Source organism: Segeticoccus sp., assembly GCF_035708005.1.
The window spans coordinates 1-17476 of record NZ_DASSTI010000131.1; the positions used below are offsets into that span (position 1 = coordinate 1).

Sequence of the window (17476 nt, forward strand, 5' to 3'; positions counted from 1 at the left end):
GCGGCGATGGTCGACGGCGAGTAGCCGCTCTGCTCCTCCCAGCGCTCGGACCCGAACGAGGGCCCGTGCGCGACGACGAAGTCGGCCGCCCGCTTGATGTGCTCGGTGTAGAGCTGCTTGTCATCGGTGAGGCCCGCCTGCCACGCCATCAGGATCGGGTATGCCGACTCGTCCAGTTGGTCTCCACCGGTGCTGGGTGCCTTGGCACCGTTGAGCAACGAGTTCCTCGGGAACCTGCCGTCGGCAAGCTGCTGCCGCTGGAACAGGAAGCGCACGGTGTCCCGCGCGGTGGCGAGGTCACCGTCGGCGAGGAATCCGGTGAACGCCTCGTAGAGGTCCCGGCTGAACACGGTGCGGTAGGACTCGAAGAAGACCGGCAACCCGCCCGGCTTCGCACCGGCGCTGACCGCCTGGCCCCAGGGGCTGGCCATGGAGGCCACGACGGCGCCCGGGAAGGTCTTGTCCTCGCTGGCCTTCAGCACGTTCGCGGACAGGTAGTAGGCGTCGCTCCGGCCGTTCCCGCGGCCGGGGCCGCCCGGCCCCGCCTCCTTCGGCGGAGGTCGCAGCGACCGGTCGTAGGTCCGCCAGGTCTTGACGTACTTCTGGTACGTGAGCGCGAACGGGGCGTCGGCGCTGCGCCCCGCCGTGGCCACGGCGTCGCCGGCGGTCTGGCCGTAGCCGAGTGCGAGCGTGAAGGTTCCGTCGTGGCCGACGGCCACCCGGGCGGTCTGGACCACGTTGCCCTGGTCCGCGCTGGTCGTCTCAGAGGTGAGCTGGTGGCTGTCGTCGAGCTGGGTCAGGCCGTCGCTCGGCGTCCTGACGAAGCCGCTCTCGGCCGCGGTGAACGGCTGGTCGGCGCGGAGCGCACCGAACAGCGGCACTGCGTAGTCGCGGTTCACCGCCTGGCTCTTCGGCGTCACGTCGGAGGAGACCAGGGCCGTGGTCGCCGGGTCGACGACGGCGTCGTCGGCTCCGCCGTTGTCGGTGCCTCCACCCCCGTTGCCGTTCATGGTGGCGTCGTAGCGGACGTAGACCTGCAGCCCCGGAGTCTCGGAGACGACCTTGGTGCGCATCACCACCGAGTCGCGGGCAGGGTCGGTGATGTAGTCGGTGACGAGGCTGTACTTGCCGTCCTTGTCGCGGCTGGTGACCTCGCACGCCATACCGCTCGAGTCGGTGCTGCGCACCGAGTAGGTCATGTCGCGCGTCTGCAGGTCGGTGAAGCTGTGGCCGTCGGTGACGACGTACTGGAGGGTCTCGACGTTGGTGTTGTCGATCGTCGGGCTGTAGACGTCGGACAGCACCCCGTCGGCGACCGTGAACCACACCGTGGAGGTGCGGTTCGCTGCCGTGCCCAGGCAGTCCTTGCGCGCGAGGTCGAAGTGCGACAGCGCACCGGGGCCACCGGCCGCGGGCGGGTCCGGGTCCGGGTGGTCCGCCGCCATCGCCGACACCGGCGCGGCCGCCAGCAGCAGGGACAATGCGGGCAGCGCGACCAGGGCCCGCTTCACCGAACGCAATTGATCCATCGCAGGACCTCCAGGGGTGGCCAGAGTGGCTCACCAAGAGTTGCGTCAATCGCACCGGCCCGCAACCCCCGACCCGGAACTTTCTGACCGTCCGCCGTCGCGTGGGTTCCGGCCGTCCCGGGCAGGCCAGGGCCGTCCCGGCTCAGGCGGGCAGGGAGTGCGTCGGGTCCAGGACCCGGCGCAGGAAGGAACGGGTGCGTTCCTCCTGCGGGTTGCCGATGATCGCCGCCGGCGGCCCCTGCTCGACGATGACACCGCCGTCCATGAAGACGACCCGGTCAGCCACCTCGCGGGCGAACGCCATCTCGTGCGTGACCACGATCATCGTCATCCCGCCCTCGGCAAGCTGCCGCATGACGGTGAGCACCTCCCCGACGAGCTCGGGGTCCAGCGCGGACGTCGGCTCGTCGAAGAGCATCAGCGCCGGCTCCATCGACAGCGCCCGCGCGATGGCGACGCGCTGTTGCTGCCCGCCGGAGAGCTTGGCCGGGTACTCACCGACCTTGTCCGCCAACCCCACCCGCTCGAGGTTCGCCCGGGCGATGGCCTGCGCCTCGGCGGGCTTTCGGCGCAGCACGGTTTCCTGGGCAACGGTGCAGTTCTCCAACACCCGCTTGTGCGGGAAGAGGTTGAACTGCTGGAAGACCATGCCGATGTGCCGCCTTGCGGCGTCGAGGTCGCAGTCGGGGTCGGTGATGTCCTCACCCTGGATGACCACCGCGCCCTCGTCGGGCCGCTCGAGCAGGTTGATGCAGCGCAGCAGGGTCGACTTGCCCGACCCCGACGGCCCGATGACGCAGACCACCTCGCCCTGGGTCACCGTGAAGTCGATGCCGCGCAGGACGTGGTTGCTCCCGAACGACTTGTGCAGCCCGGTGATCGCCACGACCGGGGTCTGCGAGGCCACGGTCTGGCTCTGGGTCTCCATGGCCGCGCTCATCGCGCCCTCGCCGTCCGGGCCTCCATGCGGCGCACCAGCACCGACAGCGGCAGGGTGATGACGAGGTAGCCCAAGCCGGCGATCACCAGCGGCGTGATGTTCGCGTTGGTGTTGGCCAGCTCGCGGCCGTACTTCGTCAGTTCGTAGCCACCGGCCGAGACACCGATGATGAACACCAGCGAGGAGTCCTTCACGAGCAGGATCAGCTCGTTCGTCAGGGGCGGCAGCATGACCCGGAAGGCCTGCGGCAGCACGACCTTGCGCATCGCCTCGCCCGCCGACATGCCCAGCGACCGGGCCGCCTCCACCTGCCCCTTGGGCACGGCCTGGATGCCGCCGCGGATCGTCTCGGCCAGGTAGGCACTCGCGACGATGCCCAGCGCCAGCCACACGGTCCCGTACGGCGCGAACGGGATCTCCAGTCCCGCGAACGCCAGCGGCAGCAGGGAGAAGACGATGAAGACGATCAGTGCCGGCAGCCCACGGAAGAACTCGATGTATGCCGTCGCGAGCCACCGGTACGGCCCCACCTCCGAGAGCCGCATCAGGGCCAGCAGCGTGCCCACCACAAGACCGAAGAGGAACGCGCCCGCCGTGTAGACGACCGTGTTGAGCACCGCCCTGCCGATGCCCTGCGCCAACGTGGCGGCGATCATCTTCGGCGCGAAGAACGCCTGCCCGATCTGCTGCCAGTTCGCGAAGACCACGGCGAGGACGACGACCAGGCCGAGGACGGCATACTGCACGAGGCGGATGCGCTGGGCCCGCACGCGAGGGCTCAGCCGCGGTTTCGCCGGGACGGCGACGTCACTCATCGCGACCCACTACTTGTTGATGTTGCCCGGCACGGTGCCGAACCACTTCTTGTAGATCTTGTCGTAGTCGCCGTCCTGCTTGGCCTTCGCGATCGCCGCGTCGAGCTTGTTCATCAGCTTGGTGGCGTTGGCGTCGTTCTTCTTGGCCGCGAAGCCGTACTTCTCACCAGTGTTGAACTCGGTGGCGACCGAGGTGGTCGGGTTGTCCTTGGCGAAGTCGTAGAGGACGCCGTTGTCGTTGATGCCCGCGTCCAGCGTGCCGGCCTTGACCGCGTTCACCTCGAGCGCGAAGTCGTCATAGGTGACGGTGGTGTAGCCGTACTGCTTGGCGTACTTGTTGCCGTAGATCTGCCCGGTCGTGTCGGTCTGGACCGCGACCTTCTTGCCCTTGAGGTCGGCCAGGCTCTTGTACGGCGAGTCCTTGCGCACCAGCAGGGCCTGGGTTGCGTTGAAGTAGGGCTTGGAGATCAGGATGGCCTTCGCGCGCTCGGGCGTGATCGTCATGCCACCCATGCCGAGGTCGCACTTGCCGGCCGTGAACGCGGCGCCCGAGGTCACCTGGTTCCAGTCGACGTCAACCGTGGCCTGCTTGACTCCGAGCTCCTTGCTGAGGAGCCCGATCATGTCGACGTCGAACCCGACGACCTTGCCCTTGCTGTCGCGGTACTGGAACGGCTTGTAGGGCAAGTGGGTGCAGACGGTGAGCGCGTCCTTCTGGACGACGTCCACGCCGGCGACGCTGGCGCTGCTGCTCCCGCCGCAACCTGCCGCGACCAGCGCGAGCGACACGGCGCCGACCGACGCGGCGGCACCCTTCTTGACACCCCGAACGGACGGCCCCATGGGACGACTCCTCAAGACTGGATCCTGTGCGAGTTTTCGCGATTGCCGCGCATCCTGACACGAAATCCGTGGCTCTGACCCGCCTTTCACGAACGACACGCCGGTCCGCTCAGTGCGTGCATCAGCGCCGGGGGGTGCCCGTGCCGGGGCATGCCTTGTTGCCCCGCCGGGTGTGGGCGGGGCTGGGGCGGGGTGGTCATAGATGCCAGGTGACGCCGGTGGTGGTGACGGTGGCGGTGAGGTTGTCGCGGTGGACGATGACGTGGTGTCGCTCGCACAGCAGGGCTGCGTTGAGCAGGCAGGTCTTCCCGCCGTCGATCCAGTGTGTGACGTGGTGCACGCGGGTCCAGCCCGGGGGCCGGTCGCAGCCGGGGAAGGTGCATTTGCGGTCCCGTTGGACCACGGCGGTGCGCAGTCCCCCGGTGAACAGTCGCTGTTCCCGGCCGACGTCCAACGGCTCGGACTCGGCCCCCAGGACCATCGGGATGAGGTCGGCGTCGCAGGCCATCCGGCGCAGCGTGCCGATGTCGAGCAGGTCCCCGGACTGGGTGCGCCCGGTGCCACCACCGGCACACCCACCACCGCCACCCGGACCGCTGGTGGGGGTTCCGTCGGGTCGGGCACCGACGGGTCGGGCACCGTCGGGTCGGGCACCGACCAGGTCGGCCAGGCTCACGGTGACCACCAGCTTGGTGGTGCCGGTGACCGACTTGGTCGGGTCCACGCCCTGGGCGCGCTGCACGAGCTCCACCAGCGCCTCGGCTCGCCGCTGCGGCGCCTGCCGCGGGTCCGGGATGTTCTCCCCGGTGGCGGGGTCGGTGCTGCTCTGCGGCGCGGACAGCTGGTCCATCGCCGCGTCCACGATCGCGGTATGCTCGGGAGCCAGGTCCATCACGTACCGCTTCAACCCACCCGGCAACGCGCTCACCGTGATCCCGGACATCCGCCGCGCCTTCTCCGCATCGTGCTCGAGCTGGTCGCCGCCGAACCGCCCGATCACCCAGGTGGACAACCGGTCCATCTCCTTGCGCCCGCCGCTTTGCGCCACGTCCAGGAACCAGCCCAGCACCTCACCCCGGGAGGCGGTCGGCACCAGCGGCGCGACCTTCTCGGCCTCCTTCAGCGCCACGTCCGCACACCGCGGCGAGACCGTCCCGGCCAGCAGCGCCTCGGTCACCACCTCGTTGCGAGGGTCGCGGATCGCGCCGGCCAACCGGGCCACCCGGGTCGCCTCCCCCGGCTCCACCCGCGTGCTGTGCGCCCTCACCCACTGCGCGGTGTTCGCCGCCGTGGACTGCTCGACCACGCCGCGGCCCTCGGCCTCGGCGGCCACCGCCACCCGCAACACCCCCGCCCGCGCCTCCAGCGCCCCCAGGGTGTCCATCAGCTCGGTCAGCCCCCCGTCGCCGACCTGCCACAACAACTCGTGCGCATCGGCGAGCAGGTCCCTCACCGCCCGCGCCGACGCGGTCCGCTCCGGCAGCCGCGGCACACCCGCGCGAGGGTCATCCTCGCCGGCCCCGGACTGCTTCTCGAACATGTGTCTACGATAGAGGGTTGCACCGACACTCGGAGCTCCGTCCACAACCGAAACTGGTTGCAGACACATCACATTCGAACCCGACTTATCCACATGGGGTCCCAACGGGACGGCGCCTAGCCACAGTCAGTGCACTCAGGGCAACCCGGTCCAGTGGCACCGGCTGCCGGACGACGCACAGGGCACGGCGGGGCCGCTGCGGTGCCCGGTCCACGGCGACGGGGCCGGGGCGGTCGACGGCGTGGCGAACTGCCGGTTTCAGCCTCGGTCGAGGCGGGCGACGCGCTCAGCCGAAGGTGTCGGGGTCCGGCCCGTGCCGGTCGTTCCGGTCCAGCTTGGCGATCGCCTGCAGGTCGTCGTCCGTCAGCTCGAAGTCGAACAACTGGAAGTTCTCCTCGATCCGCGAGGGCGTCACGGACTTGGGGATGACCACGTTGCCGATCTGCAGGTGCCAGCGCAGGATCACCTGCGCCGGGGTCTTGCCCAGCCGCCTGCCGATCTGGGCGATCGTCTCGTCCTGCAGCACGTCCCGTCCCTGTGCCAGCGGCGCCCACGCCTCGGTGAGGATCTCGTGCTGTGCGTTGAACGCGCGCACCTCCTCCTGCTGGAAGGTCGGGTTGAGCTCGACCTGGTTGATCGCCGGGGCCTCGCCGGTCTCGTCGATCAGTCGCTGCAGGTGCCGCGGCTGGAAGTTGCACACGCCGGCGGCACGGATGCGGCCGTCCTCGCGCAGCTTCAGCAGGGCCTTCCACGTGTCGACGTACTTGTCCTGCTCAGGGCAGGGCCAGTGGATGAGGTAGAGGTCGACCACGTCCATCCCGAGCCGCTGGGAGGAGGCGTCGAACGCACGGAGGCTCTCGTCATACCCCTGCTCGTCGTTCCACACCTTGGTGGTGACGAAGACGTCCTCGCGGGCGAGACCGGACTCGCGCACCGCCTGTCCCACCCCTTCCTCGTTGGCGTAGAGCTTGGCCGTGTCGATGCTGCGGTAGCCGACCTGCAGCGCCGTGGCGACCGCGTCGACGACCTGCTCGGCCGGCACCTTGAAGACGCCGAAACCGAGCTGGGGCATCGGGATCGTGCCGCCTCCGGCGCGCAGGCTGACAGTGGGCACATCGGTGGGAGAGGTCATGTTCGCGACCCTACCCACCCGCGCGGTGCGTGGCAGGGCGGCTCTCCACCGCCGCTCGGGAGGTCGCCTCGAGGCGCTAGAGTCCGCTGACATGGCGCCCATCAGCAAGGTCCTCATCGCCAACCGCGGCGAGATCGCCGTCCGTGTCGCTCGTGCCTGCGCGGATGCCGGCCTCACCTCCGTCGCCGTGTATGCCGAGCCCGACCGGGACGCGCTGCACGTCAAGCTCGCGGACGAGGCCTACGCCCTCGGCGGCACGACCCCGGCGAACTCCTACCTGGTGCAGGAGAAGCTGCTGGAGGTCGCCCGGAAGTCCGGCGCCGACGCCGTGCACCCCGGCTACGGCTTCCTCTCCGAGAACGCCTCGTTCGCCAAGGCCGTCCTCGACGCCGGCCTGGTGTGGATCGGGCCCGGTCCGGAGGCGATCGACTCCCTCGGCGACAAGGTCAAGGCTCGGCACATCGCGGCCAAGGCCAACGCGCCGCTGGTGGCCGGCACCTCCGATCCCGTTGCGGACGCCGACGAGGTCACCGCCTTCGCCCGCGAGCACGGCCTGCCGATCGCCATCAAGGCCGCCTACGGCGGCGGGGGCCGAGGGCTGAAGGTGGCCCGCACGATGGAGGAGATCCCGGAGCTGTTCGACTCGGCCGTCCGGGAGGCCGTCGCGGCGTTCGGGCGCGGTGAGTGCTTCGTGGAGCGCTACCTGGACAAGCCGCGGCACGTGGAGACCCAGTGCCTGGCCGACACGCACGGCAACGTGGTCGTGGTCTCCACCCGTGACTGCTCACTGCAGCGGCGGCACCAGAAGCTGGTCGAGGAGGCCCCGGCGCCGTTCCTGTCCGAGGAGCAGAACGCCGAGCTGCACCGCGCCTCCAAGGCGATCCTGTCCGAGGCGGGCTACGTCGGGGCGGGGACCTGCGAGTTCCTCGTGGGCCAGGACGGCACGATCTCGTTCCTGGAGGTGAACACCCGGCTGCAGGTCGAGCACCCGGTCACCGAGGAGGTCACCGGCATCGACCTCGTCCGCGAGATGTTCCGCATCGCCAACGGTGAGGAGCTCGGCTACGACGACCCCGAACCGGTGGGTCACGCCTTCGAGTTCCGCATCAACGGCGAGGACGCCGGGCGCAACTTCCTGCCCGCGCCGGGCAACGTGACCGTGTTCCGTCCACCGTCGGGCCCGGGGGTGCGCCTCGACTCCGGTGTCGAGGCCGGCGACGTGATCGGCGGCGCCTTCGACTCGATGCTGGCCAAACTCATCGTCAAGGGCCGGGACCGGCAGCAAGCGCTCGACCGCTGCCGTCGGGCTCTGGCCGAGTTCGTCATCGAGGGAATGCCGACCGTGCTGCCCTTCCACCGGGCCGTGGTCAGCGACGAGGCGTTCGCGCCGAGCGACGCCGACAAGCCGTTCTCGGTGCATACGCGCTGGATCGAGACCGAGTTCGACAACACCATCGAGCCGTGGTCCGGCCCGACCGGTGAGGCACCGGAGGCCGCGGAACGGCAGGCGATCACCGTGGAGGTCGGCGGCAAGCGGCTCGAGGTCGTCCTGCCGGCCGAGCTCAACCTCGGTGGGGGTGGCGGGGGCGCCGCGGCCCGCAAGAAGGCGCCGAAGCGCTCCGCCGGCGGCCGCTCCGGCGGCGCCGTGTCCGGCGATGCGCTCACCGCGCCGATGCAAGGCACGATCGTCAAGATCGCCGTCGAGGACGGCCAGGAGGTCGCCGAGGGTGACCTGGTCGTCGTGCTCGAGGCGATGAAGATGGAGCAGCCGATCAATGCCCACCGCGCCGGCACCGTGACCGGCCTGACGGCCGGCGTGGGTGAGACGGTGACCAACGGCGCGGTGATCTGCGAGATCAAGGACTGATTCGGGCGAGGCAGCAGTCGGGCCAGGCCCCGCGTGGTACAGGGCCCGGCCCGTTCGGTGCAGCCGGGTTGCCTACGGCCCGGCCGGGTCGGGCATGGGTTCGGGGGCCGGATCCGGAGCCGGCTGGCGCCCGGGGGCCGGGACGCCCGGTTCGGGCTCACGACCCGGTGGACCGGGTGGCGGCTCGGGCGAGGGCCCCGGGTCGGGGACCGGGCCGGGGCCGGGGTTGGGATCCGGAACGGGGCCGGGGCCGCCCGGCACCGGGATGGTCGCCCGGGGCACCACGGTCGTGTCGGTCGTTGCGGTCAGCAGGTCCTGAACCATGAGTTCCTCCTGCGGTAGCGGACCATCCCCACGCTAACGCGGCAGGCCCCGTCCTGCAGCGAGGGAGAGCGCGGAACCTGCCGACGCGCTGGTGGTCTTGACGCAGCCGCGTGGGCCGCCGACTGTCAGTCCTGCAGGGAGTGCAGCCGCCGGGCCGCCTCGGCCACCGAGCCCGACAGCGACGGGTAGACGGTGAAGGTCGCCGCCAGCTGGTCCACGGTGAGCCGGTTCTGCACGGCGAGCGCGACCGGGAAGATCAGCTCCGAGGCCCGTGGGGACACGATGACGCCGCCGACCACGTTGCTCGTCCCGGTGCGGGCGAACAGCTTGACGAAGCCGTCCTCGATGTTCTGCATCTTCGCCCGCGGGTTGGTCGCCAGCGGCATCATCACCGACCGCGCCTCGACGCGGCCCTCGTCGATGTCCTTCTGGGAGTAGCCCACGGTGGCGATCTCGGGGTCGGTGAAGATGTTGGCGCTGACCGCCCGCAGGTTCATCGGCGAGACGGCGTCGCCGAGCGCGTGCGCCATCGCGATCCGGCCCTGCATCGCGGCGACCGAGGCGAGGGCGAGGACACCGGTGCAGTCGCCCGCGGCGTAGACGCCGCGCGCCGAGGTGCGGGACACCCGGTCGACCGCGATGTGCCCCGAGGACGACAGCTCGACCCCGCACTTCTCCAGGCCCATCTCGGTCGTCCGCGGCACCGAGCCCACGGCGATCAGCACGTGCGAGCCGTCGACGGTGCGGCCGTCCTGCAGACGGACGCGCACGCCGTCGCTGGTCCGCTCGACGCCGGCGGCCCGGGATCGGTTGAGCACCTGCATGCCACGGCGTCGGAAGACGTTCTCCAGCACGGCGGCGGCGTCGGCGTCCTCGCCGGGCAGCACCCGGTCCCGAGAGGAGACCAGCACGACCTCGCTGCCGAGCCCGAGGTAGGCGTGCGCGAGCTCGGCACCGGTGACGCCGGAGCCGACCACGACGAGCCGCTCGGGCAGCTCCTGCAGTCCGTAGATCTGCTGCCAGGTCAGGATCCGCTCGCCGTCCGGTGGTGCCGACTCCAGCACGCGCGGGGAGGCTCCGGTCGCGACCAGCACCACCTCGGCGGCCAGCTCCTCGACGACGCCGTCGTCCTCGTCGCGCACCTCCACCCGGTCGACGCTCGCGAGCACCCCGCGCCCGCGCACGACCCGCACGCCGACGGCCCCCAGCCGCGTGCTGATGTCCTCGCTCTGGGCGGCCGCGAGCCGCAGGATCCGCTGGTTGACCGCGCGGAGGTGGGCGTGCGCCCCCTGGTTGCCGTCGGGCACCTCGAAACCGACGCCGAGCTTGTCCGCTGCCGTGAACCGGGACAGGAAGTCGGAGGTCGAGATCAACGCCTTGCTCGGGACGCAGTCGGTCAGCACCGCGGCCCCGCCGATGCCGTCCCGGTCCACGAGGGTGACGTCGGCGCCGAGCTGCGCGGCCACCAGGGCCGCCTCGTACCCCCCGGGCCCGCCGCCGACGATCACTACCTTGGTATGCCGGTCACTCACGCGGGCCATCCAACCATCCGTGCCCTCGCGGGGCCCAATGCGTGGCTAGAGTGCCTGCGTGACCGCGCCGAGCAGCACCCCCGTCAACCTGTCCGACCCCGCCGTCGACCCGTTCGCAGTGGCGCAGCAGGCGGCCGAGGTGATCGCTGAGCGGACCGGGGTGGAGCGCCACGACATCGCCCTCGTCCTCGGGTCGGGGTGGGGGCAGACCGCGGACCTGGTCGGTGCCACGCGTGCCACGGTGGACCAGTCGGAGGTGCCCGGGTTCGCCGCGGCGGCGATCGAGGGGCACAGCTCGGTGATGCGGTCGGTCCAGGTCGGCGACAGCGACCGGCGCGCGCTCGTCTTCGGCACGCGCACCCACTTCTACGAGGGGCGGGGCGTGCGCTCCGTCGTCCACGCGGTCCGGACCGCGGCGGCGGCCGGGTGCCGCGCCATCGTGCTGACGAACGGCTGCGGCAGTGCCAATCCGGAGTGGGGCGCGGGCACGCCGGTGCTCATCAGCGACCACATCAACCTGACCGCCCACTCCCCCATCGAGGGGCCGAACTTCGTCGACCTCACCGACCTCTACTCGCCGCGGCTCCGAGGCCTCGCCCGCGAGGTCGACCCCCGGTTGCGCGAGGGGGTCTACGTGCAGTTCCGGGGGCCGCACTACGAGACGCCGGCCGAGGTGCAGATGGCTCGGGTCATGGGCGGCGACCTGGTGGGTATGTCCACGGCGCTGGAAGCCATCGCCGCCCGCCAGAGCGGCATGGAGGTGCTCGGGGTCTCCCTGGTCACCAACCTGGCCGCCGGGGTCGGCGGCCGGCCGCTGGCGCACGAGGAGGTGCTCGCAGCCGGTCGCGACGCGGCGGAGCGCTGCGGGCGTCTGCTGGCAGCCGTCGTGACGAAGATCTGAGGAAGCGGGACACCAACCGATGAGCGAACCGGACAGCAGCAACGGGGAGGGGCCGGCCGCCCACCACGCGGGCAACGCAGCGCCGGCCGGCCTGGACGACCTGCTGGCCCGTGCCCAGGCGTGGCACGACGACGACCCCGACACGCACACTCGCGCGGAGCTGGAGGACCTGGTCGGCCGCGCTCGGCGCGGCGACGCCGACGCCGTGTCGGAGCTGCAGGACCGCTTCGCCGGCATGCTGCAGTTCGGGACCGCCGGTCTGCGCGGAGCGCTCGGTGCCGGGCCCAACCGGATGAACCGGTCGCTGGTCATTCGAGCGGCAGCCGGACTCACGGCATACCTGAAGGAGGGGGGCGCGGACCCGGCGGTGGTCATCGGCTACGACGCGCGGCGCAACTCCGACGTCTTCGCCCGGGACACGGCCGCCGTGGTGCGGGGCGCGGGCGGCTCGGCGATGGTGCTGCCGCACCCGCTGCCGACGCCGGTGCTCGCGTTCGCGATCCGCCACCTCGGCGCCGACGCCGGGGTGATGGTCACGGCCAGCCACAACCCGCCACAGGACAACGGCTACAAGGTCTACCTCGGCGACGGGAGCCAGATCGTGCCGCCGGCCGACCGGCAGATCGCCGAGCAGATCGCGGCGGTCGAGAAGACGCGGGAGGTCTACCTGGCCGAGGAGGGCTGGGACACACTCGGGGACGAGATCGTGGACGACTACGTGGACGCGGTCGTCTCGGTGCTCGACCCGGGCTCGCCGCGGGAGCTGCGCGTGGTGCACACGGCGCTGCACGGCGTGGGGAGCGACGTGGTGCGAAAGGCGTTCCGGCGGGCGGGTTTCGAGGACCCGGAGGTGGTGGCGAGCCAGGCGGCGCCGGACCCGGACTTCCCGACCGTCGCCTTCCCGAACCCCGAGGAGCCGGGGGCGATCGACGCGTCCTTGGAGCTCGCCGACGATCTCGGCGCCGACCTCGTGGTCGCCAACGACCCGGACGCCGACCGTTGTGCGGTGGCGGTGTTCGACCCGAGCCAGGGCCGCTGGCGGATGCTGCGCGGCGACGAGCTCGGGGCGTTGCTCGGCGCCCACGTCCTCGCGCGGGGCGTGTCGGACGGTGACGTCTTCGCCAACTCCATCGTGTCCTCGCGGATGCTGGGGGCGATGGCCGCGGCGGCCGGGGTGCGGCACGAGGAGACGCTCACCGGGTTCAAGTGGATCGGCCGGGTCGAGGGGCTGCGCTACGGCTACGAGGAGGCCATCGGCTACTGCGTGGCGCCGCAGGTCGTGCGGGACAAGGACGGGATCAGCGCGGCGCTGCTGGTCGCCGAGCTCGCGGCCAGCCTCAAGGCGCAGGGTCGGACGCTGCTCGACGTGCTCGACGACCTGGCCCGCGAGCACGGGGTCTACGCCACCGACGCGTTCTCGGTGCGGGTCGCCGAGCTCGGGTTGATCAGCATCGTCATGCAGCGGCTGCGGGAGCACCCGCCGGCGAGCCTCGGCAACGTGCAGGTGGCCGCCGTCGATGACCTGAACGCCGCCGACGGGGCGCTGCCGCCGACGGACGCGCTGCGCTACCACCTCGACGACGGCAGCCGGGTCATCGTCCGGCCGAGCGGCACCGAGCCGAAGCTCAAGGTCTACCTGGAGGCGGTCGTGCCGGTCGGCGGGGACCTCGCCGAGAGCCGTCGTGAGGCCGCGGCCCGGTTGGTGAACCTGCGCGGGTCGATGGAGGACCTGACCCGCATCTGACGACCGGCGCACCCCCGCCCCGGCAGCCGCTCCGCCCGGCAAGACCCACTGTTGCTGGTGGTTGGGGAACCGGGAATCGCCAATCACCAGCAATAGCGCCAACGGCCCCGGGGGGATGCTCCCACACCGGCACTGTTGCTGGGGCATGGCGAATCGGGAGTCCCGCTCTACCAGCAACAACTGTTCCGCGTTCTGGGGGACTCAGCACTCTCGGGCGGGCTCAGCGAGTTCTGCTCGCCCGGGTCTTCGCCCCGCGCACTGTCAGCAGCTTCTCGACCTGGTCCAAGAACGGTCGAGGGTTGATGCGCAGGCCCAAAGACGGAATGCGCAGGACCGAGTCGGAGCTCATGGTGAGATCGTTCTGTCTGAGCGCGTCCTCGATGGTCATCTCGGGCTCGAGGTGGTGAAGGCCATCAATCTCGACCACCACGCCAAACTTCTCCCAATAGACGTCGAGGTAGGCCCGACCACCCGGCCGTCGCCGCACCACCTGCCTGGTTGGTTCCGGAAGCCCGCGTTGTCGGCACAGGCGAGCGAAGTCCAGTTCGCCGAGCGCCTGCACGCCGTCGGCAGCTTCCGCGAGCACTCCCTCGATCAGCTCCCGTCGGCGCAACCGTAGCTGGCCTTGGGCGTGCGCCAGCATGCGTGCCGGGAGGGCCAGTCGTTGCTGCACCGTCATCAGCAGGACCAGCGCCGCCTGACGGTCGCTCACCGCCCAGGTGGCGGCGCGGACGGCCGCGACGTCCGGACTGACCCGTCGAATCCCCGCAGCGATGACATGCTCTTCGTGCCACCCGATGAGCTCATGCACCACGACTCCCTCCGGGCGGCCCGGCGTCAGCCCGTGCCGGATGCTGACATGCACCGCGGACTCGAACCCCTCCAGCTGCGCCGCGCGCAGAGCGGTGGCCCCATCCAAGGCTGCACCCTTGCCCACCTCCAACAGCGCCGCGCGCCACGTCGCCTCTTCACTCCACCCACCACGGTGAACGACGACGGTATGCCGCCCGTGCGCAGCCCAGCGACGGGACCGGACCTCTTGCCGAACGCGGTCCTTGTCGGCACCGAGCTCGGCCGCTTGGGCGCGGGACACCACGCCCGCCTGCGTCGCAGCCAGCTCCTCCACGCGCTCCACCACGCCAAGTCGGTCGACGCGCCCGCGCCGGGCTCTCCTCCCCTTCTTCGGGAGGACTGCTCTGCGAGAAGCCGCAGCGGACAGCCCGCCCTCGACGCGCACGGTCGCGGTCCCCGACTTCTGCTGGAGGTCCATGGCGTCACTGTGCGGCTCGTCACGGGACTGAGCTCCGGGTCGATCGCGCGCGGTGCACAACCGCGCGGCACGGCCAAGGCCTGTGCACGGCCCGGCGACGCACACGGAACGCCGGCGGTCGGCATACGGGGCCTTCACTGTTGCTGGTGCTTGGGGAATCGGGAATCCCCGACCGCCAGCAACTAGCCGTGGCCCCGGCCTACGTCACGTCACTGTTGCTGGTGGTTGGGGAATCGGGAATCCCCGACCACCAGCAACTAGCGCTACGGGGGCGGCGGCGGTCAGGTGAAGGTGAGGACGGCCACGGCGACGGCCGTGACGAGCATGGCCGCGATCGGCCACCACGCCCATCCCTGGTGCACCTCGCCCTCGCCGACCGGACCGATCAGCCCGCGCTCACGTCCGAACTCGTACTCCGCGCGCGCCCGGCGGATCTGCTCGGCCACCAGCGAGGCGGTCACCCGCTCCTTCTCCGGGACCGGCTGGTCGGCGTTGACCTGCCGGTCGTAGTCGCGCAGCCGCGCGCCGAAACCGAACCCGAAGCCCGACCGGCGCGGCCGGTCCGGCTGCGCGGCGATCGCCCAGGCGGTGTAGCCCCGGTCCTCAGGGGTGTAGACCTTGACGTTCCAGCGCTGCTCGACGTCGTCGACCTGCGTCCAGGGGATCCGCACGTCGCGCACCACGTTGCGCATCAGCACGCCGTGCTGCGACAGCTCCAGGCACGGGCGCAGCATCACGCTCCACGCCACCGCGGCACCGAAGCAGACCCACGCGATGAACACGATCGAGGGGTGCGAGCCGGTCCACGAGACCGCCGTCATCACCAAGAGCACCACGGCGATGACCATGCACGCCCAGCCGATCAACTCGGAGGAGCGTTGGCGGTAGGTCTTGCTGGGGGCGTCAGGCGGTGATGTCGTCATGTCCTCGGGCGGGTGGTTCGGGGCGCCTCGGTGAACGCGGACGAGGGCGTCCGGCGAGGAGCCCAGGGCGGGGCTACGGACGAGGATACGCGGTTAGACTCCGCAGGTGAGCACCTCCACGACCGCCACCGACGCACCCTCCTCGCGCCCGTCGGCCGGGGTTGCGGACCGTGCCCGAGAGCTGCTGGGCGTCTCCCGGCTGACCGACGAGACCCTTGCGACCTGGCTGCGCGGCCTGCCCGGCGTCGACCAGGTCGGCTGCGAGGCCCGCGCGGCGGCGCTGCGCACCCGCTCGATCAAGACCACCGCCAAGCAGTGGGCGATCGACACCACGATCAGCATGGTCGACCTGACCACCCTCGAGGGCGCCGACACCCCCGGCAAGGTCCGGTCCCTGTGCGCGAAGGCCAAGCTGCCGGACCCCACGGACCCCACCACACCGGAGGTCGCCGCCGTCTGCATCTACAGCGACCTGGTCCCCGTGGCCGTCGACGCGCTGCGCGGCACCGACATCCACGTCGCCTCCGTGGCGACCGGCTTCCCCTCCGGCCGGGCCCCCTTGGAGGCCAAGCTCGCCGACACCCGGTATGCCGTGCGCTCCGGTGCCGATGAGATCGACATGGTGATCGACCGGGGCGCCTTCCTCTCCGGCCGCTACCGGCAGGTGTTCGACGAGATCGCCGCGATCAAGCAGGCCTGCGCGCAGGAGGACGCCGAGCGCCCCGCCCACCTCAAGGTCATCCTCGAGACCGGCGAGCTGGTGACCTACGACAACGTGCGCCGGGCCTCGTGGTTGGCGATGCTCGCCGGCGCCGACTTCATCAAGACCTCCACCGGCAAGGTCTCCCCCGCGGCGACCCCGCCGGTGACGCTGATCATGCTCGAGGCGGTGCGCGACTGGCGCGACCTCACCGGCGAGGTCATCGGCGTCAAGCCCGCGGGCGGCATACGGACCTCCAAGGACGCCATCGGCTACCTGGTCATGGTCAGCGAGGTGGCCGGCGACGAGTGGCTCTCGGCCGACCGGTTCCGCTTCGGCGCCTCCAGCCTGCTCAACGACCTGCTGCTGCAACGACAGCGGATGGCGACCGGGCACTACTCCGGCGCCGACTACGTGACCATCGACTAGACCGCACCGACGAGACCGCCCCGCTGCCCCGAAGGACGTCAAGGACCACACGATGAGCCGTTTCGAGTACGCCCCCGCGCCCGAGTCGCGCGCCATCCTCGACCTGCAGCCCTCCTACGGGCTGTTCATCGACGGGGCGTTCGTCGACTCCGAGGGCGGGGCGCCGTTCAAGACGATCAGCCCCGCCACCGAGGAGGTCCTCGCCGAGGTGACCGAGGCGAGTGCCGCCGACGTGGACCGTGCGGTGAAGGCAGCCCGCCGGGCTTACCAAGGGGTCTGGGGTCGCATGTCGGGCGCCGAGCGCGGCAAGTACCTCTTCCGTATCGCGCGGATCATGCAGGAGCGCGCCCGCGAGCTCGCGGTGCTGGAGAGCCTCGACAACGGCAAGCCGATCAAGGAGTCGCGCGACGTCGACATCCCGACCGCGGCGGCGCACTTCTTCTACCACGCCGGCTGGGCCGACAAGCTCCAGTACGCCGTCCCCGGGAACCCCGACCCGCAGCCGCTCGGCGTCGCCGGCCAGGTCATCCCGTGGAACTTCCCGTTCCTGATGCTGGCCTGGAAGATCGCGCCCGCGCTGGCCACCGGCAACACCGTGGTGCTCAAGCCGGCGGAGACGACACCGCTGACGGCCCTGCTCTTTGCCGAGATCTGCCAGCAGGCCGACCTTCCGCCGGGCGTGGTGAACATCGTGACCGGTGCCGGTGAGACCGGTCGCGCGGTCGTCGGTCACCCCGACGTCGACAAGGTCGCGTTCACCGGGTCGACCGAGGTCGGCAAGGCGATCGCCCGCACGGTCGCCGGCAGCCGCAAGAAGGTCACTCTCGAGCTCGGCGGCAAGGGCGCCAACATCGTCTTCGACGACGCGCCGGTCGACCAGGCGGTCGAGGGCATCGTCAACGGGATCTTCTTCAACCAGGGCCACGTCTGCTGCGCCGGGTCGCGGCTGCTGGTGCAGGAGTCCGTCGCCGAGGAGGTGCTTGACCG

General features: G+C 71.0%; 14 protein-coding genes. 5 read left to right on the forward strand and 9 right to left on the reverse strand.

Annotation, left to right across the window (positions count from 1 at the left end; genetic code table 11):
- From VFL99_RS12860 to VFL99_RS12885, 6 genes are all read right to left on the reverse strand, one after another.
- Nucleotides 1-1529: glycoside hydrolase family 15 protein (locus tag VFL99_RS12860; protein WP_325106765.1), on the reverse strand; the 1529-nt coding region annotated here is incomplete at its 3' end.
- A gap of 142 nt (nt 1530-1671) precedes the next feature.
- A complete protein-coding gene (locus VFL99_RS12865; RefSeq protein ID WP_325106766.1) occupies nt 1672-2457 on the reverse strand; it encodes an amino acid ABC transporter ATP-binding protein in 786 nt (261 codons plus the stop codon).
- Nucleotides 2458-2465: 8 nt separating this feature from the next.
- Nucleotides 2466-3284, reverse strand: coding sequence for an amino acid ABC transporter permease (locus VFL99_RS12870; protein ID WP_325106767.1), 819 nt, complete (start codon nt 3282-3284; stop codon nt 2466-2468).
- Between the two features lie 9 nt (nt 3285-3293).
- Nucleotides 3294-4127, reverse strand: a complete 834-nt coding sequence (locus tag VFL99_RS12875) for an ABC transporter substrate-binding protein (RefSeq protein WP_325106768.1) — start codon at nt 4125-4127, stop codon at nt 3294-3296.
- Between the two features lie 196 nt (nt 4128-4323).
- On the reverse strand, nt 4324-5667 hold the full coding sequence (locus VFL99_RS12880; RefSeq protein WP_325106769.1) for an HNH endonuclease signature motif containing protein: 1344 nt from the start codon (nt 5665-5667) through the stop codon (nt 4324-4326).
- Between the two features lie 286 nt (nt 5668-5953).
- Entirely contained in the window at nt 5954-6799 is an 846-nt protein-coding gene (locus VFL99_RS12885; protein WP_325106770.1) for an aldo/keto reductase, read from the reverse strand.
- Between the two features lie 91 nt (nt 6800-6890).
- Here VFL99_RS12885 and VFL99_RS12890 point away from each other — a divergent pair, with 91 nt between their 5' ends.
- Nucleotides 6891-8666, forward strand: a complete 1776-nt coding sequence (locus tag VFL99_RS12890) for an acetyl/propionyl/methylcrotonyl-CoA carboxylase subunit alpha (protein ID WP_325106771.1) — start codon at nt 6891-6893, stop codon at nt 8664-8666.
- Between the two features lie 449 nt (nt 8667-9115).
- Here the strand turns inward: VFL99_RS12890 and VFL99_RS12895 are convergent, their stop codons facing one another.
- Entirely contained in the window at nt 9116-10531 is a 1416-nt protein-coding gene (locus tag VFL99_RS12895) for an NAD(P)H-quinone dehydrogenase (protein ID WP_325106772.1), read from the reverse strand.
- Nucleotides 10532-10580: 49 nt separating this feature from the next.
- Between VFL99_RS12895 and VFL99_RS12900 the strand changes: the two genes are divergently transcribed.
- Together VFL99_RS12900 and VFL99_RS12905 are read left to right on the forward strand one after the other, a co-directional pair.
- The gene (locus VFL99_RS12900) at nt 10581-11423 is read left to right on the forward strand and encodes a purine-nucleoside phosphorylase (protein ID WP_325106773.1); all 843 of its coding nucleotides are present in this window, start codon (nt 10581-10583) and stop codon (nt 11421-11423) included.
- A gap of 19 nt (nt 11424-11442) precedes the next feature.
- The gene (locus VFL99_RS12905) at nt 11443-13167 is read left to right on the forward strand and encodes a phospho-sugar mutase (RefSeq protein ID WP_325106774.1); all 1725 of its coding nucleotides are present in this window, start codon (nt 11443-11445) and stop codon (nt 13165-13167) included.
- Between the two features lie 220 nt (nt 13168-13387).
- Here the strand turns inward: VFL99_RS12905 and VFL99_RS12910 are convergent, their stop codons facing one another.
- Together VFL99_RS12910 and VFL99_RS12915 are read right to left on the reverse strand one after the other, a co-directional pair.
- A complete protein-coding gene (locus VFL99_RS12910; RefSeq protein WP_325106775.1) occupies nt 13388-14437 on the reverse strand; it encodes a hypothetical protein in 1050 nt (349 codons plus the stop codon).
- A 281-nt stretch (nt 14438-14718) separates the two neighbouring features.
- The gene (locus VFL99_RS12915) at nt 14719-15360 is read right to left on the reverse strand and encodes a hypothetical protein (protein WP_325106776.1); all 642 of its coding nucleotides are present in this window, start codon (nt 15358-15360) and stop codon (nt 14719-14721) included.
- 106 nt (nt 15361-15466) lie between these two features.
- Between VFL99_RS12915 and deoC the strand changes: the two genes are divergently transcribed.
- On the forward strand, nt 15467-16489 hold the full coding sequence (deoC, locus tag VFL99_RS12920; protein WP_325106777.1) for a deoxyribose-phosphate aldolase: 1023 nt from the start codon (nt 15467-15469) through the stop codon (nt 16487-16489).
- Nucleotides 16490-16541: 52 nt separating this feature from the next.
- A partial coding sequence (locus VFL99_RS12925) for an aldehyde dehydrogenase family protein (RefSeq protein ID WP_325106778.1) occupies nt 16542-17476 on the forward strand: 935 nt, incomplete at its 3' end.

Coding starts and splice junctions, on each gene's coding strand:
- VFL99_RS12865 (WP_325106766.1), bottom strand. CDS start 2,457: ATGGAGACCCAGAGCCAGACCGTGGCCTCGCAGACCCCGGTCGTGGCG.
- VFL99_RS12870 (WP_325106767.1), bottom strand. CDS start 3,284: ATGAGTGACGTCGCCGTCCCGGCGAAACCGCGGCTGAGCCCTCGCGTG.
- VFL99_RS12875 (WP_325106768.1), bottom strand. CDS start 4,127: ATGGGGCCGTCCGTTCGGGGTGTCAAGAAGGGTGCCGCCGCGTCGGTC.
- VFL99_RS12880 (WP_325106769.1), bottom strand. CDS start 5,667: ATGTTCGAGAAGCAGTCCGGGGCCGGCGAGGATGACCCTCGCGCGGGT.
- VFL99_RS12885 (WP_325106770.1), bottom strand. CDS start 6,799: ATGACCTCTCCCACCGATGTGCCCACTGTCAGCCTGCGCGCCGGAGGC.
- VFL99_RS12890 (WP_325106771.1), top strand. CDS start 6,891: ATGGCGCCCATCAGCAAGGTCCTCATCGCCAACCGCGGCGAGATCGCC.
- VFL99_RS12895 (WP_325106772.1), bottom strand. CDS start 10,531: ATGGCCCGCGTGAGTGACCGGCATACCAAGGTAGTGATCGTCGGCGGC.
- VFL99_RS12905 (WP_325106774.1), top strand. CDS start 11,443: ATGAGCGAACCGGACAGCAGCAACGGGGAGGGGCCGGCCGCCCACCAC.
- VFL99_RS12910 (WP_325106775.1), bottom strand. CDS start 14,437: ATGGACCTCCAGCAGAAGTCGGGGACCGCGACCGTGCGCGTCGAGGGC.
- VFL99_RS12915 (WP_325106776.1), bottom strand. CDS start 15,360: ATGACGACATCACCGCCTGACGCCCCCAGCAAGACCTACCGCCAACGC.